Genomic DNA, 24551 nt, shown 5'->3' on the forward strand with positions numbered 1-24551 from the left:
CCTGATCAGTGCGGGGGTGAGCGGCCCGGACGTCACGGCATCAGCGCGATCAGCACCCGTTCGTCGAGGTCCTGCCACACGACGTCGACCTCGGCGAAGCCCGCCTCGCAGAGCGCGACCTCGTGATAGTCGACACCTGGGGAGGCCCACTCGTCCTTCGCGCCCTCCGGCCAGATCCGGCGTCGGGTGTCGACGGCCTCGCTCAAGGCCGGCACGGACTCCGCCCTCTTCCACCAGGTCTCCCAGTCCTCGGCGCCGCGGGCCAGCGCGGCGGACTGGCGGCGGGCGTTGACGGCGGCAGAGGCCGCCCTGATCCGCTTGTTCCGCGGGCCGGCGGGGAGGTAGTCGGCGTTGATCAGCACACCACCGGGCTTGAGCAGCGTCGCGGCAGCACGGTACACCGCGACCAACTCCGGCGGGCCCAGCCAGTGCAGCGCGGTGCTCGACAGAACCGCGTCGAAGGTGCCCGGCTTGCCGTCCTCGCCGAGGGCGGTGACCCAGTCGGGGGTCCGCAGGTCGGTCCGGACCCAGCGCAACCGCCCACCGTGGTCCCCGCACGCTCCCTGACCGATCGTCAGCAGCACCGGGTCGACGTCGACGGCGACGGCGCGGCCCTCGGGATACCGGCGCAGCAGCCGGTCGCTGATCGCGCCGGGGCCACAGGCGAGGTCAAGCACGGTGGGCGCGGGCCCTGGGGCGAGCTCGCCGAGGAAGTCGAACACAACGTCGAAGCGGCGTTCGCGCTGTTCGATGTAGAGGTCCTGCTGCCGGTCCCAGCGGGTGAGCAGGTCGGTCCAGATGTCGGAGTGCTCGGTGGTGTCGGTCATGGATTTCTCCGGGTTGCCGTGGTGATCGGTCGACGGGCGGCCTGAGCCGGGCAGGTGGCAGGCCACGTGGTGGCCGGTACGGGCGGCCGGGCGGGGTTGCGGGACTGCCAGCGGGATCAGGGGCGGTTTTGTCTCGCAGGCCGCGACGCGGTCCGGGCAGCGGGCGCGGAAGCTGCACCCGTCGCCTGCGGCCGGCGAGGCCAGCGGCCGGATCGCCGGCTCCTCGACCGGTCGTCGGCGGTGCGGGGAGTTCAGCGCCGGTGCCGCGGCGAGCAGGGTTCTGGTGTACGGGTGCAGCGGCGTCACGGCGAAGGCGGCGCCGGCGGCCTGCTCCACGATCCGGCCGCCGTGCATGACCGCGATGCGGTCGGCCAGCCGCTGAACGACGGCCAGGTCGTGCGCGATGAACAGGCACGCCAGCCCGAGCCGGTCGCGCAGTTCGGACAGCAGGTTGAGCACCCCGGCCTGGATGGAGACGTCGAGCGCCGTGACCGGCTCGTCGCAGATCAGGACGTCCGGTTCCAGAGCGAGGGCGCGCGCGATGGCGACGCGCTGGCGTTGTCCGCCGGACAGTTGCCCTGGGCGTCGGTCGGCGAGCTCCGGCCCCAGTCCGACGGTGTGCAGGAGGTACTCGACACGGGCCTGCTGCTCGGCACGGCTGCCGGCCTTGTGGATCCGCAGAGGTTCGCGGATCGCCTCGTGGACGCTCAGACGCGGGCTCAGCGAGAGCCCGGCGTCCTGGAAGACCATCTGGCACCGGCGCCGCACGTCGCGCGCCGCCCGCCCCCGCGCCCTGTGCACGTCCGCCCCGCCGACCCGTACGACACCGCGATCCGGTCGGAGCAGGCCGACCGCGGTCCGGGCCAGCGTCGACTTGCCGCAGCCGGACTCCCCCACCAGGGCGAGGATCTCGCCCCGTTCGACCCGCAGCGACACGTCGCTCAGCACCGGTCCGCCCGGCCCGCCCCGGCCGGGGTAGCCGACCGTCAGTGCGTCGATCTCAAGCACGGGCGCCTCCACGGGGCCGGAGTCGGGCGGCCGCCTGCGCCGAGGGGTGGCGCACGCAGCGGGACCCATGGCTGTCAGCCACCGGGTCCAGTTCGGGCACCGCGGCGGCGCAGCGGGGTTGGGCGAGGTGGCAGCGCGGCCCGAAGGAGCACCCCGCGACGTCGTCCGGTCCGGCGCCGGGCGCGCCGGGCAAGGTCACGAACGGGGTTCCGGGCGCGACGGCGAGGTCGGGCACGGCGGCGAGCAGGCCCCGGGTGTAGGGGTGGTCCGGCCGGGTGAGCACCCGGTGGGCCGGCCCGTGCTCGATGATCCGACCGGCGTAGGCGACGGCGACGGTGTCGGCGATCTCGGCGACGACCCCGAGGTCGTGGGTCACCAGCAGGATGGCGGCTCCGGTCTGGTCGCGGTAGCGCCGCAGCAGGCCGAGGACGTCCGCCTGCACGGTGACGTCCAGGGCGGAGGTGGGTTCGTCGGCGATGAGCAGGCGCGGTCCGCCGGCCACCGCGATGGCCAGTTGGACCCGCTGGCGCATGCCTCCGGAGAGTTGGTGCGGATAGCTCGGCGCGGCGTCGGGCAGCCCGACGGCGTGCAGCAGAGAGGCGCGCCGGAGCCGGACCGCCGCCCGATCCGTCGCGAAGCCGGACAGCCGGATGGCCTGATCCAGCGCTGCACCGACGGTACGCAGCGGGTTCAGGGCGGCGAGGCTGTCCTGGAAGACGACGCCGATCTCCCGCCCGTAGACGTGCCGCAGGGCCGTCTCCGGCGCCCCGATCAGGTCGAGGGTGCCGGCTGGGGTCCGCAGCAGCGCCGAGCCGCTCACCCGCGCCGACGGGCCGAGGAGGCCCAGCGGCCCCAGCGCCGAGCTCGACTTGCCGCTCCCGCTCTCCCCCACCAGCGCCAGGATCTCCCCGGGCGCCAGGCGAAGGCTCACGTCGGCCACGACCCGCCGGTCGCCATAGGAGACATCCAGTGCCCGGACCTCGAAGACCGCGCTGTCACCTGCGGACTCCGCGCGGTCCGCGGCAGGCCCGACCGAGGCCGGGACGTGGGGCCCGACCAGGGCGGGGGCGTTCGCGGACGGGCCGGTCGACTTCGGGCGGCGTCGGGGAGCCCGCCGGCCGACGAAGAACGCCGACGGCCTTGCCCGGTCGCCGGTCGTGAGGCTCTCACCCAGCAGGTTCGCCGCCAGCACGACCGCGGTGATGGCGACCCCGGGCGGATAGGCCAGCCACCACGCGGAGTCCAGGAACGGCCGTGCCTCGACGAGCATCGCGCCCCATTCCGCGTCGGGTGGCGGGACGCCGAGGCCGAGGAAGCTCAACGAGGCCACAGCCAGCACGATGGCCCCGAGGTCGGTGCTGGCGTAGACGAGGCAGGGGGCGATGGTGGGCGGGAGCAGGTGCCGCCCGACGATCCGGCGGCGGGGCGCACCGAGCACACGCAGCGCGTCCAGGTGCACCCCGCTGCGGGCGCTGCGGACCTGGGCGCGAGCGATCCGCGCGTAGGGGGCCCACCCGGTGAGGGCGAGGGCCAGCACGATGTTCTCCGTGCCCGGCCCGCGGACCCCGATGACGGCCAACGCGACCAGCAGGCCGGGGACGGCCATCGTCACGTCGACCAGGCCGACCAGCATCCGGTCGAGGGCGCGGCCCACGTAGCCGGCGGTGACACCGAGGAGCACACCGAGGGCGATCGAGAGCAGCAGTGCGGCAGCCGTGACCGTCAGGGAGATCCGGGCCGCCTGGAGGAGCCGTGAGAGCTGGTCGCGACCGAGCTGGTCGGTGCCGAGCAGGTGTTCCCCTCCGGGGGCCTGCAGCGTGGCGGCCAGGTCGTTGGCGGTGGGGTCGTACGGCGTCAGCCAGGGCGCACTCAGGCCGAGCAGGACGAATCCGACCAGTGGGATGGCCGCGGCCACCGTGCGCCGACGGCGACCGGACAGGGCCGTGCCGGCCCCGCGCTGACGTCTGATCACCGAATGCTCCGGACTCGCGGGTCGACAAGGCCGTGCAACGCGTCGGCGGCGGCGTTGGCGGCCACGATGGCGCACCCGAAGTAGGCGACGCCACCTTGCAGGGCGGGCAGGTCACGCGCGGCGACGGCCTGCGCGAAGTAGTTTCCGACGCCGGGCCAGCCGAAGATCTGCTCGACGATGACGGTGCCGACGAGCAGCCCGGCGACGGCGAACCCGGCCACGGCCAGTACCGGCCCGGCCGCGTTCGGGAGCGCTTCCCGCAGCAGGATCCGGCGCGGCGAGGCACCCCGCGCCACGGCGGCCTGGATGTGGGGGGCGGACAGCGCGTCGGCCACGGTGACCGCGACGACCCGGCTGAGCACCCCCGCCAGCGGAAGAGCGAGGACGACCATGGGCAGGAGCCAGGTGTCCGGTCCGGCCATGCCGCCGGTGGGTACGAGCCCGAGCGTCAGCGCGAGGTACAGCACCAGCAGGTAGCCGAGCCAGAAGGGCGGCACCGCGGAGGCGGTGAGACCGACCGTGCGCAGCGCCCCCCGTGTGAACCGTCCGCGGGCGCGTACCGACGCGAGGCCGAGGGCCACACCGAGGGCCACGCCGAGGCCACCGCCGAGCGAGGCCAGCCCGAGGGTGACCGGCACTCGGCCGGCCAGCTCGGCGGTCACCGGCTGCCCGGTCCGGTACGACTCGCCGAGATCGCCGGTGAGCGCGTTGCCGAGGAACCGCAGGTACTGCTCGGCCACCGGGCCGTCCAGGCCGAGCTCGGCGCGTACCGCCTCGATGTCCGCGGCCGTGGCGGCAGCCCCGATCCGGTCCACGGCCAGGGCCCGGGCCGGATCGCCGGGGGCGAGCCGGGCCAGAGCGAACGTCACCACTGACAGGGCGAGCAGGACCATGACGAGACCCGCCGCGCGGCGCAGCAGGAACCCGGCCACCGTGGCGCCGGTCCGGGGCGCGCGTACCGCACGCCCCGGAGCGGCCGATGCGGACACGCTCACCTCAGGCCGACGCCGTTGAGTTCGAGGTCGTACTCGGTGGTCGGGATCGCGAACCCGGTCACGGTGTCCCGTACGGCCCACAGGCGCGTGCGGTAGGCGATCGGCACGTAACCGGCGTCGGCGTACAGGGCGTCGTAGAGGGCCTGGTACTTGGCCTTGCGGTCCTCGGGCTCGCGGGCGAACAGCGCGGCGTCGACCAACCGGTCGTAGGCGCCGGTCGCGAACACCGGTGACTCGGCGCCCTCGGCGAGGAAGGCGACCGCCGTGCTCGACGGGTCGTACGGGGCACCGTAGGTCTCGAAGAACGCGATGTCCCACTTGCCGGCCGCCTTGTCGTCGTAGTAGGCGGTGTCGTCGACGAAGACGATGTCGGTGCCGATCCCGACGTCCTCCAGTGCCCCGGCCACCGCTTCGGCGCTGCCGCGGGCGTCCTGCATGCCGTTGGCGTTGGCGGACACCAGGAACCGCAGACGCAGCGGCTTGCCGTCCTTGCTGCGGGTGTCGCCGGATCGGGTGTATCCGGCGGCGTCGAGCGCCGCCTCGGCGGCGGCCTTGTCGAAGGTGAAGGTCTGGTCGGCGCCGGAGTCGGGGACGGTGGGCGGGAAGAAGCGCGACGCCGGCTCGCCGTAGCCGAGGTAGAGCGCCTCGATGAGGGCCTTGCGGTCGAGCGCCTTGGCCACCGCCTCACGGACAGCCTTGTCCCCGGCCGGGCCCTTCGGGTTGAAGCCGAGCATGACCGTGACGTCGGGCTCGCCGGTGAGCAGCCGTGTTCCGGCACCGCCCTTGCTCAACGACGTGGCCTCGACCGGGGTGATCGGGGCCAGGTAGGAGCCGCCGATGACATCCAGCTCGCCGTTGCGCAGCGCGGCCAGGCGCGACTGGGAGTCCGGGATGACCTTGAACTCCAGGCGGTCCAGCAGCGGTTTCTCACCCCAGTACGCGTCGTTTCGCTGCAGGACCGCACCGGTCGCGGTGTTGGACACGAACTTCCACGGCCCGGTGCCCACCGGCGCGGAGAACTTCCCGTCAGCGCCGGCCGAGGCAGGGCTGAGAAAGCGCACCGGCCGGGAGATCGACAGCTCCTGCAGCAGGGGGTCGTACGGCTCGGAGAGGTTCAGCTTGACGGTGTCCGGGTCGATCGCCTCGACGCCGGTGATCACCTTGGAGGCGCGGAAGAAGGAGAAGTCCTTCTTGCCGATCCAGCGGTCGAAGTTCCACTTGACCGCCTCGGCGTCGAACGGGGTCCCGTCGTGGAAGGTCACGCCGTCGCGCAGGTCGAACTCCACGGACTTGCCGTCCTGGGCCACGGTCCAGGACTCGGCCAGCTCGGGTTGCAGCTTCCCGTCGGGTCCGTAACCGACGAGAGCGTCGAATATGCCGTCCAGGACCAGGAAGTTGGCGCTGAACGTGTGCGGGTCCAGTGCCCCGGACTCGGAGGCCAGGCCGATGCGCAGGGTCCCTCCCGCCTTCGGCGTGCCCGCCTGCGGCTCGCCGGACTGGCAGGCGGTGAGGGTGAAGGTGAGCGCTGCGAGACCGGCCGCCAAGGACCGGAACCGGCCGGCCCGGGGGCGGCGGCGGGAAGGGTTCACGTGGATCATCCCATCGTGCGGGCGTCGGCGGGCGTACGTCTGGGCGAGGTGTCGCGCCTGGCTCATGACGACGCCCGCCGTGCGGTGATGAGGAACTGCATCCTGGTGTCCACCCGGTGGCCCACCACGGGATCGCGGGAAAGCTCCAGCTCCGCGGCCTGGATCTCCGGCAGGTCACGGATCCGCACGTCGACGAAGCCCGCGTCGCGGACCGCTTCGGCGAAGTCCTGCCGATGCGCGGACTCAGCGAGCGTCAGCGCCCGCACCACATGGGGCTGGTAGGCGGAGCGGAACACGGCCTCGTCCGGAGTGTCCCGGGACGTGTCGATCCCGTTGGCGAACCACAGCCCGTCGACGACGGCAAGACGCCCGCCGGGCCGCAACAGCTCGCGCCAGTTCCGCAGCGCCCGCACCGGTTCGCGCAGCGTCCACAGCAGATACCGCGCGGTGACGGCGTCGAACGATGCGGCGGGCAGCGGCGGGCGCACGGCGTCCCCGACCCGGAAGACCGGCGGGTCGTCCAACTCCGCGGCCTTGGCCCGGGCGAGGTCCAGCATCCCCTCGGCGAGATCGACCCCGGTGACGCGGTGCCCCAGCTGCCACAGGTGGACCGCGACCTGGCCGGTGCCGGTGCCGACGTCGAGCACGTCGGCCGGGGCCTGGGGCAGCGCCGAGGCCCAGACCTGCTGCCAGCGCTGTGCGGCCTCACCCATGTGCAGCCGGCTCGTCGGGTGCGCGTCGTAGTCAGGACCGTGGTCGCTCCAGTACGACGTGATTCTCTCCTGCACGTCGGAGTCGGTCATTGCGGCTGCTCCAGTTCCTCGGCGAGCTCCTCCGGGCCACCGACGGCCGGCAGCCCGTGCTTGATGTGGACGACGTCCGGCGGGAGGGTCCGCCGCGCGACGGGCCGGTGCGCCGACGACGTCCCGTACGGCGGAGTTCGCGCGTGAGGGCCGGTGACGGCCCTCACACTGCCTCCTGGTCGAGCTGAGCGGCGAGCAGGTTGACGTAGCGGCCGCCGGCGGCGACCAGTTCGGCGTGGGTGCCGGTCTCGGCGACCCGGCCCCGGTCCAGGACGACGATCCGGTCAGCGGTGCGGATGGTGGACAGCCGATGCGCGATGACCAGCGTGGTACGCCCCTGCCTGGCGCTGTTCATCGCCGCGGTGACGGCCTGCTCGCTGGCGGCGTCGAGGTTGGACACCGCCTCGTCCATGACGAGGATCGGCGCGTCCTTGAGCAGCGCCCGGGCGATCGCGATGCGCTGCCGCTGCCCGCCGGACATCCTGGCGCCGAGCTCCCCGGCCACCGTGTCGTAGCCGTGGGGCAGCTCGGCGATGAACCGGTGCGCCTGCGCGGCCCGGGCGGCCGCCTCGACCTCCGCGTCGGTGGCGTCCGCGCGGCCGAGCCGGATGTTCTCGCGCAGGGACGTGTGGAACAGGAACGTGTCCTGCGGCACCAGCGTCATCAGCCGACGCAGTTCCTCGGCCGGGAAGTCGCGCACATCGTGCCCGCCGATCGTGATCGAGCCGGCGGACACGTCCCAGAACCGCAGCAGCAGGTTGGCGCAGGTGGACTTGCCGGCCCCGGAGTGCCCGACCAGCGCCACGGTCTCCCCGGGGCGGATCTCGAAGGAGACGTCCTCGACGGCGGGCCGCAGGTCATCGCGGTAGGCGAAGGTGACCCCGTCGAAGCGCACCACCGGCGTGATCGGACCGGCGGGCGCGGCGTCGACCCGATCGGTCACCGGGGGAGGCTGCGCGATCAACGTGACGATGCGCTCCGCGGCGGCGGCCACCACGGACAGCTCCCGGGCGACCTCGGTCACTTTGAGTACGGGCATCATCGACATCGCGGCCAGCACGACGGCGACAGGGAAGGCGGTGGCGTCCAGTTCGCCCTGGGCCACCAGGCGGGCGCCGAGCACCAGCACCACGAGGATGCCGACCAGGGCGAGGGAGTCCGTCGCCGCGTACTCGGTGCCGGACCGCCGGCCGTGCCGCGCCTTCGCCGCTACGAGCCGCGAGCCCTCCCGGCGCAGCAGCTCCAGCCGCTGCTCCCGGCCACCGAAGTTCACCAGCTCGCGCAGGCCCTGGAAGGTGTCGGCGCTGTCGGCGCCGATCCGGCCGAGTGACTCGCGCAGTTCGCTTCCCTGCGCCTCGGCCCGGCGGCGCAGCCAGGCCGGCACCGAGGCGAGCACCAGCAGCACCGGTACCAAGGCCGCCGCCAGCGACCAGTGGAAGCTGCCCAGCGCCACCGTGGTCGCCACCGGGACCGTGGTGGCCACCGCGAGCGGGCTCAGCGTGTGCGCGAAGAAGAGCTCGATCTGCTCCACGTCGGCGATCGCCGCCGATCCCAGGTCGCCTGACCGGCGTTCGAGCATGTAACCGGGGGAAAGCCGCTCGAAAGCCGCGTACACCTTGCCGCGTGTGTCGGCCAGGGCGCGGAAGGCAGCGACGTGGGCGAACACGCTGTCGGCCACGCTGAAGAAGGCGAGCGGCACGATGAGCGCCGCCAGCAGCGCGATCCACCCGGTGAGCTCACCGGCCGGGGTACCGGTCGCAGCGAGCGCGACCACGTAGGCGCCGACCCCGGCCGAACCGAGCGCGAGCACCTGGTGCACCGCGCCGGCGAGATAGGCGACGGCGATCAGCCTGCGATGCTCACCGAGCAGCGGCATGAGGACCCGCAGCCGGGAGCTCAACGACCGCGCCCTCGCGCGATCCTCACCGCCGGTACCGTGCCGGTGGTCGTGGGTGGCGGCGGTCATCGCGTCGCTCCTGTCTGAGTGGCGACCAGCTCGGCGTACGCACCGGCTGAGCACAGCAGCTCGGCATGGCTGCCCGCCTCGACCACGCGGCCACCGTCCATCACCACGATCCGGTCGGCGTCGCGGACGGTGGACAGCCGGTGCGCGATGACGACGCTCGTCCGGCCACGCATCAGCTCGGTCAGTGCCTGGGTGATCTCGGCCTCGTTCGCGGCGTCCACGCTGGACGTCGGCTCGTCGAGAACCAGGACCGGCGCGTCCTTGAGCAACGCACGCGCGATCGCCAACCGCTGCCGTTCACCGCCGGACAGCTTCAGCCCGCGTTCACCGACCACGGTGTCGTAGCCCTGCGGCAACGCGCGGATGAAGCTGTCCGCACGGGCCGCCGCCGCCACCCGGTCCAGCTCCTCCGTCCGCGCGTCCGGCTTGGCCAGCAGCAGGTTGTCCCGGACGGTGCCGTGGAAGAGGTACGTGTCCTGGGACACGACGCCGACGAGCGCACGCAGCTGTGCCAGCGGCAGTTCCCGGATGTCCCGCCCGCCGAGCCGGATCGAGCCGTCGTCGGGATCGAAGTAGCGCATCAGCAGCGAGATCAGCGTGCTCTTGCCTGCACCGGAACGGCCGACGACCGCCAGTCGCTCACCCGGTGCCACCGTGAGGCTGAAGTTCCGCAGGGCCGGGGCGCTTCGCGTCGGGTAGGTGAAGGAGACGTCCGAGAAGGTCAGGCCCGGCGGGTCCTCGGTGAGCGCGGGAGCATCCGCGGCCGGGTCGGCCACGTCCGGCTGGAGCCGCAGCAGTTCGGCGACGCCGACGCTCGCCGGGATCGCGGAGTACGCGGCGTGGTAGGCGGCCTCCAGGTCGTGCATCGGCCGGAACGTCTCCCGGGTGAGCATGAGGATGACGAAGAGCCCGGCAACGCTGATCGACCCCCGGGCCGCGTGCCAGGAGCCGAGCGCGACCGCCGCGGTGGTACCGATCGGCACCAGCAGCTGCGCGACGCTGGAGGAGACGGCCCAGGACCACATCAGCCGGATCGAGTCCGCGCAGAAGGCCTCGGCCCGGCCGGCCAGCTCCCGTCCGCGGCGCCCACTGGCGTTGAACGCCTTGAGTGTCGCCATGCCCTGCACGGCGTCCAGGTTCTCGGCGTACAGGCCGCGGTAGGACCGCATCCAGCGATCACCGCGATCCTTGACCCACCGTGCGCCGACCAGCTCGGACAGCGGCGCCAGCAGGGCGCACACCAGCACGATGGCGCCGACCGGCGGATCGATCACCATGATGCACGCCGATGCCGCGGCGGCTCCGAGCATGGACGCGTACACCGACGGCACGAAACGGCCGATCAGGGGATCGAGCAGCTCCACCGAGTCGACGACGGTGGACTGCAGGTCCCCGGTCCGCAGTTGCTGGGCCTGACCCGGCCCGATCTCGATCAGCTTCGCCGTGAGCCGCTGCCGCACCGCCTCCTTCACCCGGCCGGAAACGCGGGGCGCCCAGCCGTCGCGGAGGACGATCACGGCGATCCGGGCGAGCTGCAGCGCCGCGATCCCGACCACCGGACCCGCCAACCCGCCCACCGCGGCGCCGCCCAGCACGTTCGCCAGCAGCCTCGCGATCAGCAGCCCCTGCCCGATGTAGGTGCCGGTGACGAGCAGGTGCAGGACGACCAGCCCGGCGACCTCGATCCGGGCGCGCTTCGAGAAGGACAGGAAAAGGGCAACCGCCGATCTCACGAAGGATCCTCTCCGCCCGGCTGGGCTGGCACCGCGGCACGATCGGCCCCGGACGGAGGCTTATTGCCACCCCTTCGCAATAAGTAGTACGCCCAGCGCGGCACCGTCAAGCCTTTGCACCTGCTGCCTGCAACGGTTGTCATCTTCAACACTGCCGGCAGTCGCGCCGACCGGACGACGCCGATCCCGCTGCCCCACCCCTTCCTCACCGACCACAGGAGCTCCTCGACACCCCCGCCACCATCGACTCGCCGCGTGGAATGCGTAGCGGGCGCTTCCTCCGCCAGGCCACCGACCCGCGCTCGACCCCACGGGCAAGGCCCTCCATCACAGCGGTCGCCCGCTGCCCGCTGCCCGCTGCCCATGAGCCGCACCCCGTACCCGCCCGAGCGGACAGCAAGAGGAGCTCAGACGTACCCCTACGCGGATCACGTCACTCGGCAAACGATCGCCCTTGAGCGAGGAGGACCACGTATCGGTCTGCTGGCACACGCTTGCGGGTGAGCGGGTCTACGGTGGCTTCTTGAGGCGGCATCAAGGAAGACGAGTCGATGCACGCCGCACTGAAACGCGCACCGCGCAAGGAAGCCGGGACCCGCCTTCGACGCCCGTCCGCGGCATGTACGGCGTCAGAGGCTACTGCCGCCAGCTGGTCGAACCACAGGATATGTCGGTAACGCGCCCGCGAATGCTATTGATCAGAAACTCATGGGGTTCTCGTCCATGACGTAGCGGACGTGTGGGCCACCGAAGTAGCCGCGGACGATGTGCGGCTGACGCTGACGCCTGCGGAAGAAGCGGCGGGTTTCGGCAGCGAGTTCGGCCTGGTCGCGGGCCCGGTGCTGCTTGGGCAGGCTGTGCTTGAGGTCGGCGTTGACCAGCTCGTCGGGGTTCAGCTCGGGCGAGTACGGGGGCAGGAAGTGCAGCTCTACATCATCGGGGTGGGCGGCGAGCCAGTCGCGGACCTTCTTCGAGCGGTGCGCGGAGTGACCGTCGACCACGAGGTGGACCTTGTGGTCGAAGTGGCCGGCGAGCCGGCCCAGGAAGCGGCACATCACTTCGGCGGTGAAGGACTCGGTGAAGACCATGAAGTGCATCCGGCCCTTGGTGCTGATCGCCGACATCGCGTTCACGGAGAACCGGTTCCCGCTCCGCCGCACGACGGGCGTCTTCCCCTTCTCACCCCAGGTGCGGCCGGTGACCTGGTCGGATCGGATGCCGACCTGGTCGGCGAAGAGGATCTCGCCGCCGTCTTTCTTCGCCTGCACGCGGATCTTCGGCCAGGTCTCTTCATGCCAGCGCCGGACGGCCTCGGGGTCCTGCTCGACGGCCCGCTTGTCCGGGCGCTGGAAGGACAGCCCCCATCGCTTCAAATACTTGCCCACCCCCACCTCGGTCAGCCGCACCCGGTACAGCTTCGCGATCAGCTCGCCCACCAGCCGCCGTGTCCACAGCTGACCGGAAAGCCCCACGTCACACGGCCGGTGGTCCAGGACCGCCTGCCGCACCGCGGCCTGCTCGGCCTCCCCGAGCACCTGGTGCACACCGACCGGCTTACCCCGAGGACGCATGACCAGGGCCTCCCGACCACCGGCCTGCCACTTCGCCCACCAGCCGTCGACCGCCTTCAGCGACACCCCGAACACTGCCGCCACGTCCTCGCGGTCCCGCCCCGCCATCAGAGCGGCCACCGCCCGCAGCCGCAGGGCCTCCTGCGCCGACGGCGACAGATGCCGCGCGTCCCCCACCAGATCGCTCACACCCACCCAACGACCCAGAACCCAAACCGTTTCTGATCAATATGGCCCCTGACACCACAGGCACCGGACGCCCGACCGAGCGTCACAGAACGTCGCTGCCGGGAAACGGATGGGGTAAGTAGCTGTTGTCGTACCGAACCTGAGGGCGGTGTTTTCGCTGGTCAGGCATAGGTTCGGTGCTCCCGTGGGAGGGGTGGCCTGTCGTGTCATCGTTCCTGGGGAGGCCGTGGATGCCGTCGGTCGTGGGGTTGCTCGAACAGCGTGAGCTGGGTGCTCGCCGTCGCGTGGACGAGTTGCGGGAGGAGGCCGACCGCGTCCAGGCCGAGCTGGTCGTGGCCGAGCGGGAATGGAAGGAGTGGGTCATCGCCCGCTCGCGGGTCGGCGAGGTGCTGGGTCCGGTGGACGAGACCGAGGACTACGCCCGGACCGAACGGGCAGTGCCGGCCCAGGGGCAGGCAGGGGAGGCATCATCGGTGTCGATGGCGGCGAAGCCGAAGTCGCAGGTGCCGGTGTGGCGTGAGGGGCTGGAGGTGTCCGTTCTGTCGATGGACTACCAGCGCATCCTGCAGGCCCTCGCGGACCGGCATCGCCTCCACCAAGGGCCTGTGACCTGCCAGGAGATGGCTGTCTTGTTCGGCCTGGACGCGGTGCCGGCCAAGGTGGAGGCGCTGCGGTCGAAGGCGAAGCGGCTGGTCGCGCGCGGCTGGCTGGCCGAGTCCGCGCCGGGCCGGTTCACCCTCGCACGGAGTGTGGCCGGGCCAGACGGCGGGTCATGATCATGGTCATCGACCAGTAGACCATCGCCTCGGCGCTGGTGGTGCGGCGTTCGAAGTCGCGCACCAGGCGGCGGCTTCGCATCAGGTGCGCGAAGAGCCGCTCGACGATCCACCGCTTGGGCAGCACCACGAACCCCTTGACGTCATCGCTGCGTCTGACGATCGCCAGAACCAGTGCGAACGCGGCCAGGCAGTGCCCGACGAGGCTGCCGGTGTAGCCGCCGTCGGCCCAGACGAGTTCCAGCCGGTGGCGGGCGTCGGCGACCTGGGCGAGCAGAACCTTCGCGGCGGCACGGTCTCCGATGTCCGCGCTTGTGACCATGACGCCCAGCAGTAGGCCGAGGGTGTCGACCACGACGTGCCGCTTGCGGCCGTTGACCAGTTTGCCGCCGTCGAAGCCACGGCTGTCGGCACCGACGACGGCGTCTGCCTTGACGGACTGCGAGTCGATCACACCGGCCGTCGGCTCCACATCCCGGCCCGCCTTCCGGCGGACCCGGTCGCGCAGCCGGTCGTGGAACTCCCTGACCAGTACGTGGTCGCGCCAGCGGCGGAAGAAGGCGTAGACCCGGTCCCACGGCGGGAAGTCGGCTGGCATAGCACGCCACTTGACGCCGTTGTCCACGAGATAGCGGATCGCGTCCAGTATCGCCCGGTGGCAGTACGCCTCCGGCTGCCCGCCCCGGCCCCGCAGCCAGCCCGGCACCGGCAGGAGTGGCCGGACCACGGCCCACTCCGCGTCCGTCATGTCCGAGGGATACCTCCGAACACGTTCCGGGTGATCGGCGGCATTCCCGAACCGGTGAGCGACGCAATCACACGACGGAGCAGCCGAGTTGAACTCCACCGGCGCGAGCACGTACAACTGCGGCAACAGGGTCTCCTGGATCTCGGTCGGCTTCGCAACCCCGAGCTACCAAGAGGCCCTGCCTTCATGCCCACGGCCGGCCGCGATCACCCGATCGAGACTCCCGTTCGACGCCCACCCCTCAAGATCGGAACGACAACAGCTACTAAGGCGCCGACAGCTCGGCAGCCAGTGCTCCAGCCACTTCAGGACGCCTCCGGCCACACAGCTGACGACTCCACCGGCGGTCGCCAATTACGCATGATGCCCCATCAGGAGCCTGCCGTCCCCGCGCAAAACGTGCGTCAGATATGCGTCAGGAGACCGCCCGTGAAGTACGTAACACCCATAATGCGCACCCGGCAAAGCAGCAGGTCAGCGACCCTTATCGGCAGGCTCCAGAATCGCCACACACTCCACATGATGCGTCATCGGAAACATGTCACGCTGTGCCGACGCGGGAGAACGTGCAGGTCAGGGCGGGTTTTCAGGCTTCGCCAGCGGCCTGTCGGGGGCCCGGAGCGTCAAATGAGCGTCACAGCCGCTGAGCGGTGAGGCCGCACGGCGGGCTGCTCGGATGCAGTGCACCAGATGCTGCGCCCGGCCGGGCCCAAGGCCAGCCTGCGGCTCCAAACGTGGGATAAGCGCTGGGCGAGGGAACTAGGCCCGCCATATTTTGACTGCCCTCCACGCGCCCCGTCCAGTGGGACGGGAGCCGTGAAGTACGCATTGATGGAGGCGCAGGCCGTCTTGCAGTGGACGAGCCGAACCGACCGGGAGCCCGCGACACAAAACAACTTCGCCCTGTCCGTGACGGACAGGGCGAAGGAACGTTTATGCGGCGACGGTCAACGGAGTGTCCAAACGCTCCCAAGCTCCGAGGACGGCCTTGTGTGCGTCCGGTTGCAGGTGGGCGTAGCGCTGGGTGGTCTGGAAGCTTTCGTGGCCGAGCAGGTGCTGGACCTCGTAGAGCGAGACGCCCTTCTGGACCAGCCACGAGGCACAGGTGTGACGCATGGAGTGCGGCGGATAGTGCGGGACGAGCTGCTGCTCCCCGTCGCCGTCGAAGTAGTAGGCACCTTCGACAGCCGGCCACCAGATTTGCCGACGCCAATTACCGTCGTCGAGGAGCCGTCCAGCCCGACCCTTGGTGATGGTGGTGAACACCACGGCGTCGCGGTCGAGCCCATGGATGTGGCGTTCAAGCGCCTCCAGGACGTGAGGTGGCAGCGGAACCTCCCGGCGGCTCTTGGAGCTCTTCGGGTACTCCTTGATACCGCTCTTGGTGTTGACCTCCACCACGAACAGTCGCGAGCGACGCTGGTCGATCCGATGCCGGTGAAGGCCGGACAGCTCGCCCCAGCGCAATCCGGTGTAGAAGCCGAGCAGGCACATCGTCCGCCACGCGGTGGGCAGTTCGTCCAGGATGCTCTGCGCCTGATCGAGCGTGAACCACTGCGGCGGCTTTACCGCGACCTGAGGCAAGTCGATGCTGCGGCACGGGGTCACCGCGATCACGTCGTCGTCGACGGCCGCACGCATGATGGAGGACGTCAGGTTGTAGGCCCGCTTGATCGCTGAGGCGCCGGCGCCCTTCTCGATCAGGGCGCGGATCCAGCTCTGGACGTCCATGCGGGTGATGGCCCGCATTTCCCAATCCGCCCAGTAGGGCATGACGTGGTTGTTGATACTGGATGCGTCGCCCCGCAAGGTGTGGGGCTCAACCACACGGGCGTTCCACCATCGGTCGTGCCAATCGCGGAATTCTATTTCGCCGGCCCGCGGGTCGCGCATGCTTCCGCGGGCGAACTGGGTCTCCAGCTCGACGGCCCAGGCCCGCGCCTGGGCCTTGAGGGGGAATGACTCGCTGAACCGGTCTCCTGCCCGGTTGCGTACGGTGGCTTGCCACTTACCAGACTTCAGCTTGCGCAGGTACGCGGTACTACTCCTTTATCGGTGACAGTGAGGGGCCGGGCTGCCAGTGAGAGGTCAGCGGCGGGTACGTGGGGAAGCGACCGACCTGCTCGTAATGAACTCCTCCAGCCCGTCAGCGGGGATACGAACGCGAGAGCGGCCCGTTCCGGTGCGTAGGTCGACGATCGGCAGTTCGCCTGCGGCGATGAAGCGGTAGACGGTGCGCCGGTCGACGTCCAATGCGGCGGCGACAGCGGGTACGGACAGCAAACGGGCAGGCATGGGTGTTCCTTGAGAACGAGACGGGAAGGGCAACCAGCGACGGTTCAGTCGACCTGTCGGGCGGGCAAAGAATTGCCGCCTCGCGACGGAGTAGCGCTGTTCATTGCACAAGGCCGCAGACGAGTGCCGCTTCTGGTCTCCTCTCAGAATCGCGGCGCGGTCTTGTGTTCGCGACGGCTCCACCGCCAAGCACAGCCGGATGCGAACACCCTCAATAGTCGCCAGGATCACCGGTTTGGCTAACCGGCGATCGTGGTCTATGTTGCGCTCGCAGTAGCCAAGGACCTGACCGGTGCCTGCCCCTCACGACGCCAACCGGTACGCCCTCAGGTGGCCCGTGGTCTCGGAGTTCTCGTGCTGCGCGTGGGAGAGGCGCTGGTGTTCGCCGCTACCTCACGATCCACGCTGCCGTCCCGAGCTGCGATGACTCGGCTTGCCGATCCCGGATGCTTACCGGCATAGGCGAGAATCAGAAAATCAAGGCGATAAACGCCCATAAGGAGAAGAGCGCCGGGGTGGTCAGCCGCACAAACTTGAGTGAGCATGTCAACGGGTATAGACTCCCGATCATTTCAACCGGTGGGCCACTCGCCAGCCACGTGATTCCGGGGTGTTGTACGTTGACATAGCTTCGGGGAGGGATCCAGTCCTTCGAGGCTTTCTCTCGTCTGCCGTGGGCGAATTCCGGATGCCGCTGTCTCGCCATAGCCCGGAGACGCTCAGCAAGACGGAAGTGTCGGAACCTCCGCTGATCACTCACGCCATGGTTGCCCCTCCCGCGCAACGTGCATAGCGCAGTCGACACCCTGCCGGATCAGAGAGAAACAGTCACCCGACGGGCCAATAGCGGACGAAGGCCATTACGTGCTGCTGGCTCGGATTCGGACGCCCCCTGCAACATTCCGTCCATGGCAAGGCAGGGTCCGCAGCGACCGGCGGAGGGAGTCGACACCCGTGAGTTCGACACGACCTTGGAGTAGGGCGTCGTCACATTGGCGGACCACGGCCGACCGCAGACCTCATCCAACGGGCCGGCAAGCCAATCGGCGAATGGCACGAAGTTCTTCGCCTACGGACCGGATTCCGTAGTTCATGAGAGCGTGCACGGCGCTTACCTCACGCCCGCCATCCCATATACCGAGCGTCGACGTACGGAAAGGAAATCACGGATATTCCTCGGACCGCGAACGGGGCTACCTGAAGGCAGCGCGTGCCGCTGGTGCCGCAGAGGTAGCCCCGCGCCCCAGTGACCGCCGTGAGGTCGGCAAGTCGCTGTGACGGCTCCGAGTGGGCCGGCATCAGGCTCGCAGTGCCCCTCCGACGACGGCCCGATGGACGGTCGTGATCACGGAACCCCTCACGGAACAGCGACCCGTCCCCGGTTCCGCTGGTGTTTGGCTTCCTGCACCTGGTGCGTGTGTCGCGCGCTCGTCAGCTGGCCCTGACGGGAGCGATCACCGAACACTGCCGTCGTCACGAGCTGACGCTGGCCGGTGTCTACATGGAGCCTGGCTCCTACACTCCGTCCGCGTTCGTGGGCATGCTCGATGCCCTCACGGCCACTCAGTCCCATGGGTGGTACTTCCCACCCCGTCGCCCTAGGCCCGAAGGCCATAGCGGCTGAACGGGGCAGTCAGCTGACCGAAGCCGGCGCCCATCTATTGCTGATCCGCTACGACCCTGCGCGACAGCAGCCCTTGGCACCAGCTCAGGCGGCCAAGTTCCGTCGGGCCGCCGGCTGCGGTTCCGGAGGATGCCTCGAGTCAGCGTTCGGCGGCGTCCCTCCAGTAGTCCTTCAGCATCTCGCTGGGCCACGAGGGCTGGGTGACCGTGCCACGCGGCAGAAACTCTTCGAAGACCGCCACAAGGTCCACCACCAGGGTGCCATCGTCGGCATCGAGGTCGGTGACGTGCAGGTCCCGTCCGTCGACGCGGAGCAGTCTGGGGAACGAGGTCGCGAGCCGGGCCGGACGTCGGTGGTTGTGGTGCACGAAGGTTCCCGTGGCCGGCCACTCCGGGTTGTCCCGCGGGCTGCGCGCGTGGAGAGCGACGTCCTCGGGGGAACCGAAGTTGAAGAACCAGGTGACCTGGAGATGGGAGAACTCCTCGATCCCCTGCAGCGTCTCCTCCGGGTACTCCGGGCGCAGCCGAATGATCGACTCCACACCGCCCTTGAAGTCGTCGAGCCGCCCCTTGTGGCCTCCGACCACCTCGGCGATCACCGGCACCTCGATGGACTTTGTGGACACGGGTTCCCCCTTCTCCGCTCGCGGCACGGCAAGGCGGTCAACCACAGCATGCCCGCCTTCACCACCATGGCGCCGTCAGGCTACTCGTTCGAGTACGGCCTTGGCGCGCTCGTCGATCTCCGCCGCCACGCTGATTCCCCGATTGCGGAAGGGGGACAGCACTCGGCGCATGTTCACGGCTGCCTCGCGTGCTCTGCCCGACTGCACGCCTTCCATCGCGTCCAGGGCCTGTGCCCACGTGTGGCACGCGGCCTCCACGTTCCCCTGACGTGCCTGCACAGTGCCCATGTAGCCCAACGTCACCGCGTGGGTCCGGCTGAAGGTGTCGGCCTTCCTCGTCAGCACGCTGTTGTTGAACTCTCTAAGCGCTCCGTCGAGATCGCCGAGCGTCCACAGGGTGCGGGCGGTCTCGTGGGCAAGGGAAGCCCGCTGGAAGAACCACACCCGACTCGGATCCTCGTCGCCGACGTCCGCCGCAGTGAGGTCGTCCTCGGCCCGGAGAAGCGCTGCGATCGCGGCGCGCTTTTGCCCGTCGGCGGCCAGGCTGCGTGCCTGGACCACTCCGAGCAGCGCCCTCTCGCGGGGGGTCGCCAGGGTGTACCGCTTGCGCGCCACGGAGGCCGTGGCGAGATCGACGGCAAACCGTGGGTGGCCGAGGTCCGTTGCCTGATGGGCCATCGCCCGCAGGATATGGCCGGCCAACGGAGCGTCGTCCGCTTCCGCCGCGAGCTTCAGGGCCAACGTGAAGTAGCGCCGCGCGGACTCGTGGTGTGAGGCGTCGAAGCTCATCCAACCGGCGACGTACACCGCCTCGGCCGCAGCGGCAAGAAGGGCACGACGAGTGTCGTCGCTGGCGAACACCCCGCCGATATACCTGGCGACGTCGTCGACGAGGTACTGGTAGAGCGCCGTACGGCCATCCATGCCGCCGTGGCGCTGGTCTCTCCGAGAGAAGAACTCCGTCATCTCACGGACGGCACTGACTTCTGCGACCCCGATTCTCCGGCTCGTCGCCGGGGGGCGGGACTTCGCCCGCTGGGGTGCCTCGTCCCACCACTGCTGTCCGGGCAGGGCCAAGCCGCCCACCGAGTAGGCGGCGCCGGCCAGCAGTCGGCGGCGTTCGAGGTCCACGTCGCTTCTCCCAAGGTCTACCAGCGCAGTCAGCGTATCGACGTTCCACTCCGATGCCGTGACTGCACCCGTGTCTGGCACGGAGAGCCCGATTTCAGCCGGAGTGATGGGGCGTTGGAGCCGCCGGGTCAACGTCTCGCACAAGATAAGGGGCGCTCTGCCCGAGGGCTGTGTTCCCCCCACCCACATGGCGATGTGCGACCGGCTGGTGCCCAGCAGTTCTTGCGCTCCTACCTCGGCCGCGACCCTCACGAAGGCAGCCGCCACCTTTGGCTGCGACCAGCCTGTTTCCGCGATTGCGTCGGCCAGCTTCACATTCCGCTCGCGCGCCATCGTCTACCTCGGTTCACCAAAACGATCTTTGACGGGTTTGACGGCCCCGGCAGCCGCCCGGAGATACCGCCGCGATGTGATCCGCGGTTCGCTCGTGGTCAACGAAACCACCAACTGCTCCTGTCCGGGAGGAAACCGGTGAAGACCAGCCACACGACTGGAGCCGATGCCCGGACCTCTTCGGGCGACGGGCGAGCACCCGCCTCGACGTCCGGAGTTCGGCACTTCGACCAACCCCCGCCGATGGCCGAGCTCGTGCACAACCTCCGCCGCTTCGACCGCTCCGACAGATCCGCCGATCGAGTCCTCCACGGGCTCAAGCACCGTTGTGAGAAGGCGAACATGGACCGAATCGAAAGCCTGGGCAGCGTAATCAGCGCCCCTGAACACCAGAAGAGCCTGACGCTCGCCGCAGATGACAGGGCTCCGGGCAGGGCACGGTCCTTCACCCGCCAGGCGCTGACGGCGTGGGGGGTGGAAGACGTTCTGGACCAGGCCGAGCTGATCGTCAGCGAGCTCACCACCAACGCCGAGCGTCATGGCCGAACTCCCGACGCCGACCGAGTCCTTCTCCCCAGAACGGACGGCGAACCCGTCGATGAGATCACGCTGACGCTCGCCCTCCAGGCCGGCGTTGTGGGGATCGAGGTCGAAGACAACTCCCCGGAGCCCCCGGTGCCTCAGATTGCCTCGCTCTACGCCACAAGCGGGCGGGGCCTGCACCTCGTGTCGGCGACGGCTGACGCCTGGACTGCCTGCCCCACGGAAGACGGACGCGGCAAGAGGGTGATCGCCCTCGTGAGGCGCCCCGAGTCGCCCATCACCTCCTGACCAACTCCCCTTGGAGACCCGTGATGCCATCCCGGTTTACGCCCCCACCCATGCCGCCCTCCGGCGGAACGAGGCTGGGCTTCGGCACCGAAGCCGTACGTGTGCTGCTGCTCGACCTGGATGGCGTGCTCGTCGACACCCGCCCAGTCATGGAAAGCGCGTGGCGCCAGGTCCGTGAAGACCACTGCCTGGACGTGCCGTTCGAGGAGTACGAGCGCCACCTGGGTCGGCCCTTCGCCGACATCATGGAGCAGCTCGGGCTCGCTGACGCCGAGCCGATCCACCAGACCTACTCGAAGGCATCGACGGACGCTTCTCACCTCGCCCGACAGTTCGACGGCGTCGCGGAGGTCCTGCACGCGTTCGCCGCTGCCGATTGGCGGATGGGGATCGTCACGTCCAAGCCGTTGAAGCGAGCCACTCCTCTGCTGGCCCAGCTCGGCGTCCCGTTCGCCACGGTGCGCACTCCCAACGGGGTGGGGCGGGGCAAACCCGCACCGGACCCGATCATGCTCGCCCTGATCGACCTCGGCGCCGACCCGGCCGACGCACTGTACGTCGGGGACATGGCGGTCGACCAGGAGGCGGCCCGCCGCGCCGGCATCTCGTACGTGCACGCGGGCTGGGGCTACGGCACCCCGAGCTCCCCGGCCCCCTTCGTCGCCGAATCGCCGAAGGACCTGCTGCGGCTCGTGGACACCGGCCCGTTCCTCGAAGGGAGCCTGGTATGACGCCGCCCAGGCGCAGCGCCCTCGGCATCGCCCGGGTCGAGGCCGATGGCAAGCCCCTCTGGGCGCTGGTCGGCGAGGGCGCGCTCGCGACCATGAAATCCGACCGGATAGCCACGTCCGAATTGGAGGCCCTTCCGTTCGACCCGGCGGGAGCGGAAGCACGTGTTGACCAGGTGATGGAGGCCCTCGAAGCGTACGGCGCTGACCTCGCGAGGACGCCGGGTGGCGCGGGGTGGTTGTACGTCCAGCACGTGCCGGCGCGGCGCCTGGTGGCGCAGGTCGTACGCAAGCTGGCGGCGCTCAGCACCTGGGGGCCGTTCGCCAAGGCTCCAGGTCCGCTGAGGCTCGCGCCGTACGAAGGACTCGTCGGGCTGCGGTCGAGCAGCTCGCGGGAGTACCGGGCCTACACCGTCACCTGGTCGGGCATCGCCTATCTGCTCGGTGCCGCGGGCCCTCACAATCCCCTCCGCTCCGCTCAGTTACGCAACCTCCCTCCTCTCCTGGCGGCCGCAGCGGTGCCGGGTCCGGCTCCCTCGGAGCTGCCGCTGAGTGAAGTGGTGGCGCTGTCGTGGTCCTCCCGTCACGCGGCCACTCTGCTGCCGGTGCTGGAGGAGCTGGCCAGGAACGGACGCCCGAGCCTCGTAGTGGATTTGGCGACCGACCCAGCGGAGCGGTGCCCGGCTTCAGAAGTCGCGGGGGTGAACCTGTGCTCGCCGCCGACCGGTCTCTTCGACCTCTCCGGCGCCGTGGACGGTCTGAGGCGGCGGGACGACGGCCGCGTCGTTCGGGTCGATGAGCACGAGGTTCGACTGGACCGGCTGGTCCGTCTCGTGTCCGTAGTACTGGAGACGAGCGGCGGATGCACGCAGCCCTCGTGGCGATCGGTGGCCCGGGCGGAGACGTGGCTGGACGGCGTCCTCACCGCAGCCCGGCCGCACACCGTTCTGGTCAGCAACGACACCAGCCCGCTGGGTGCACTGGCTGTACACGTGGCAGAGCGCCATGGCGCGAATGCGGTGCATGTCCAGCACGGAGCCTGGACGGCGGAGTCGGTCGCATGGCCTGCGCTACACAGCCGCGACATCGTCGTCATGGGTGAACGGGATCTCCCTCTCGCGAAGGCGTGGGTGCGCCACCCTGGCGCTGAGATCCACGTCCTGGGCCAGCCCCGCTTCGACGCGCTCGCCGGCCTCAGCCGCGAAGCCCAGCGGCGCTACCTGGAGGATCTGCTGTCACCCAGCCCACGGCGAGGCCCTGCCCGAATCGCGGTGTGGGCCTGCCAGCCCTTCGGACCCGACCGGCTCAAGGCCCATGCCGACCTCCTCCTGGACGGTCTGTGGAAGGCCGGCGACTGGGGACTCGTCATCGCGCCGCACCCGGCACAGAGCGTCGACGTCTTCGCCCCCGTGCTCCAACGGGACGGCCGGCCGCTCGTGGCTGTGGCCGATCCCCGGGTCGGCGCTCGCGGCTGCCTCGCCGGCGCCGACGCCCTGGCAAGCGCCTATTCGACGTGCGGCATCGAAGCCGCGCTGCTCGGGGTCCCGGTGCTCGAACTCGGCTCGCCCGACGAGCGCACGCTCGGCCTCTCCGACCACGGCCTCGCACGGCGGTGCAGTACCGCCGACGAGGTGGCCGACGCCGTCGTCGCACTGCGCGATCCGAGCCCGCCCGCCGACCGGGCGGCGACGGACGCGGTGTGCCGGTGGCGCGGCGACAGCGCCGCCCAGGTCGCACGCCTAATCGCCCGGCGCGCCGACGGCGATGTCCTGCACTCCCAACATGTCCATCACGATGCCCGCGGCGCCGACTCTGGACGGCCGCAGGGTGAAGGAGCTTCTGCCCGATGACACATCTGACCGCCGACAGCGTCGCTGAGCTCTTCGTCGGCGCGGTCGCCCTGGCCAAGAGCGGCGAGAAGGTCAGCCCGCGGGACATGGCGACCCGCGAGGTCCTCGACGTCCACATGCGGCTGACCCAGCCGCGGGCCCGTCTGCTGTACGCGCCGCCGGCGCGTGTCATCAACCCGGCATTCGCGGTGGCGGAGACCGTCTGGCACCTATCCGGCTCGGACGCCCCGTGGATCTTCGATTACAACGCGCGTCTCCGGCAGTACGCGGACGACGGTGTCCTGCGTGGTGCGTACGGGCCGCGAATGCGGAAGTGGGCGGGCAACGTGGATCAGCTGCACCGCGTCGTCGAGATCCTCAAGGAGGACCCGGACTCGCGTCGGGCCCTGATCCAGCTCTACGACCCGGCCCAGGACGCCGCCGGGCACAAGGACGTGCCATGCACGCTGGGCTTCCGCTTCTACCTGCGCGCCGGCCGACTGCACATGTCGACCACCATGCGCGGTCAGGACGTGTGGATCGGCATGCCGTACGACCTGTTCTTCTACACCGTGCTGCACGAGCTGGTCGCCGGGTGGCTCGGCGTCGAGCTGGGCGAGTTCCACCACCACGTGGGATCGCTGCACATCTACGAGAACCACCTCGATCAGGCCGAGGAGCTGACCTGCGTCACCGCGAGCGCCGTCATGCCGGACCTCACCACACCGTGGCGGGGCTTCGACGGCCTCCTGGACCAGGTCGAGGCGCGTGACGTGACCGGCCACCCGGGCTGGGACACGATGGCCGAGACGCTGCGGAGCTACCGCCTGTGGAAGGACGGCCTGCGTGAACAGGCGTGGCGGGCGGCCGACAAGATCGACGGGCCGCTGGGCCAGGCGCTGACCTCCTGGTACGGCGAGCTGAACCGCCGTGTTCCCACCTCGACCGCGCGTGAGACGGCGCAGACCCGGTGATGGC

General features: G+C 70.2%; 19 protein-coding genes. 5 read left to right on the forward strand and 14 right to left on the reverse strand.

Going from position 1 to position 24551, the window contains the following annotated elements:
• Nucleotides 1–32 precede the first annotated feature (32 nt).
• From L6E17_RS21200 to L6E17_RS21240, 9 genes are all read right to left on the reverse strand, one after another.
• Nucleotides 33–1835 carry an oligopeptide/dipeptide ABC transporter ATP-binding protein gene (locus tag L6E17_RS21200; RefSeq protein WP_236242324.1) on the reverse strand — a complete coding sequence of 601 codons (1803 nt, stop codon included), beginning with the start codon at nt 1833–1835 and terminating at the stop codon, nt 33–35.
• Complete coding sequence (locus L6E17_RS21205) at nt 1828–3807, reverse strand: dipeptide/oligopeptide/nickel ABC transporter permease/ATP-binding protein (RefSeq protein WP_236242325.1); 1980 nt, start codon at nt 3805–3807, stop codon at nt 1828–1830. Before L6E17_RS21205 ends, L6E17_RS21200 begins: the two co-directional genes overlap by 8 nt.
• Nucleotides 3804–4739 (reverse strand): ABC transporter permease, encoded by a 936-nt coding sequence (locus tag L6E17_RS21210; protein ID WP_236242326.1) that lies wholly within the window; start codon nt 4737–4739, stop codon nt 3804–3806. Before L6E17_RS21210 ends, L6E17_RS21205 begins: the two co-directional genes overlap by 4 nt.
• Nucleotides 4740–4798: 59 nt before the next feature.
• On the reverse strand, nt 4799–6457 hold the full coding sequence (locus L6E17_RS21215; RefSeq protein WP_236242327.1) for an ABC transporter substrate-binding protein: 1659 nt from the start codon (nt 6455–6457) through the stop codon (nt 4799–4801).
• Nucleotides 6454–7194, reverse strand: coding sequence for a class I SAM-dependent methyltransferase (locus L6E17_RS21220; RefSeq protein WP_236242328.1), 741 nt, complete (start codon nt 7192–7194; stop codon nt 6454–6456). Before L6E17_RS21220 ends, L6E17_RS21215 begins: the two co-directional genes overlap by 4 nt.
• Nucleotides 7191–7361: a hypothetical protein gene (locus tag L6E17_RS21225; protein WP_236242329.1), complete on the reverse strand. Its 171-nt coding sequence runs from the start codon at nt 7359–7361 to the stop codon at nt 7191–7193. The genes L6E17_RS21220 and L6E17_RS21225 overlap by 4 nt, the downstream gene beginning before the upstream one ends.
• Nucleotides 7358–9160, reverse strand: coding sequence for an ABC transporter ATP-binding protein (locus L6E17_RS21230; RefSeq protein WP_236242330.1), 1803 nt, complete (start codon nt 9158–9160; stop codon nt 7358–7360). The genes L6E17_RS21225 and L6E17_RS21230 overlap by 4 nt, the downstream gene beginning before the upstream one ends.
• Complete coding sequence (locus tag L6E17_RS21235) at nt 9157–10893, reverse strand: ABC transporter ATP-binding protein (protein WP_236242331.1); 1737 nt, start codon at nt 10891–10893, stop codon at nt 9157–9159. The genes L6E17_RS21230 and L6E17_RS21235 overlap by 4 nt, the downstream gene beginning before the upstream one ends.
• A gap of 698 nt (nt 10894–11591) precedes the next feature.
• Nucleotides 11592–12593 (reverse strand): IS630 family transposase, encoded by a 1002-nt coding sequence (locus L6E17_RS21240; RefSeq protein WP_236240391.1) that lies wholly within the window; start codon nt 12591–12593, stop codon nt 11592–11594.
• Between the two features lie 290 nt (nt 12594–12883).
• On the opposite strand from L6E17_RS21240, the gene L6E17_RS21245 reads away from it, so the two are divergent.
• Nucleotides 12884–13429, forward strand: a complete 546-nt coding sequence (locus tag L6E17_RS21245; RefSeq protein ID WP_236241953.1) for a hypothetical protein — start codon at nt 12884–12886, stop codon at nt 13427–13429.
• Here L6E17_RS21245 and L6E17_RS21250 read toward each other — a convergent pair.
• The 5 genes from L6E17_RS21250 to L6E17_RS21270 form a co-directional block, all read right to left on the reverse strand.
• The gene (locus L6E17_RS21250) at nt 13386–14177 is read right to left on the reverse strand and encodes an IS5 family transposase (protein ID WP_236241954.1); all 792 of its coding nucleotides are present in this window, start codon (nt 14175–14177) and stop codon (nt 13386–13388) included. The genes L6E17_RS21245 and L6E17_RS21250 overlap by 44 nt on opposite strands.
• A 933-nt stretch (nt 14178–15110) precedes the next feature.
• A complete protein-coding gene (locus L6E17_RS21255) occupies nt 15111–16070 on the reverse strand; it encodes a site-specific integrase (protein WP_268985453.1) in 960 nt (319 codons plus the stop codon).
• Nucleotides 16071–16265: 195 nt separating this feature from the next.
• Nucleotides 16266–16472: a helix-turn-helix domain-containing protein gene (locus tag L6E17_RS21260; protein WP_236242333.1), complete on the reverse strand. Its 207-nt coding sequence runs from the start codon at nt 16470–16472 to the stop codon at nt 16266–16268.
• Between the two features lie 1763 nt (nt 16473–18235).
• Nucleotides 18236–18721: a TrmO family methyltransferase gene (locus L6E17_RS21265; protein ID WP_064068865.1), complete on the reverse strand. Its 486-nt coding sequence runs from the start codon at nt 18719–18721 to the stop codon at nt 18236–18238.
• A 75-nt stretch (nt 18722–18796) separates the two neighbouring features.
• On the reverse strand, nt 18797–20185 hold the full coding sequence (locus L6E17_RS21270) for a Tat pathway signal protein (RefSeq protein ID WP_236242334.1): 1389 nt from the start codon (nt 20183–20185) through the stop codon (nt 18797–18799).
• A gap of 243 nt (nt 20186–20428) precedes the next feature.
• Between L6E17_RS21270 and L6E17_RS21275 the strand changes: the two genes are divergently transcribed.
• The 4 genes from L6E17_RS21275 to L6E17_RS21290 are packed head-to-tail and all read left to right on the forward strand — an operon-like array spanning nt 20429 to nt 24547.
• On the forward strand, nt 20429–21016 hold the full coding sequence (locus L6E17_RS21275) for an ATP-binding protein (RefSeq protein ID WP_236242335.1): 588 nt from the start codon (nt 20429–20431) through the stop codon (nt 21014–21016).
• Nucleotides 21017–21066: 50 nt separating this feature from the next.
• The gene (locus L6E17_RS21280; protein ID WP_236242336.1) at nt 21067–21747 is read left to right on the forward strand and encodes an HAD family hydrolase; all 681 of its coding nucleotides are present in this window, start codon (nt 21067–21069) and stop codon (nt 21745–21747) included.
• The gene (locus L6E17_RS21285; RefSeq protein ID WP_236242337.1) at nt 21744–23594 is read left to right on the forward strand and encodes a hypothetical protein; all 1851 of its coding nucleotides are present in this window, start codon (nt 21744–21746) and stop codon (nt 23592–23594) included. Before L6E17_RS21280 ends, L6E17_RS21285 begins: the two co-directional genes overlap by 4 nt.
• Nucleotides 23591–24547: a thymidylate synthase gene (locus tag L6E17_RS21290; RefSeq protein WP_236242338.1), complete on the forward strand. Its 957-nt coding sequence runs from the start codon at nt 23591–23593 to the stop codon at nt 24545–24547. Before L6E17_RS21285 ends, L6E17_RS21290 begins: the two co-directional genes overlap by 4 nt.
• Nucleotides 24548–24551: the final 4 nt, after the last annotated feature.

Origin of the sequence: Streptomyces sp. CC228A (assembly GCF_021390935.1) — a bacterium.
GTDB lineage: Bacteria > Actinomycetota > Actinomycetes > Streptomycetales > Streptomycetaceae > Streptomyces.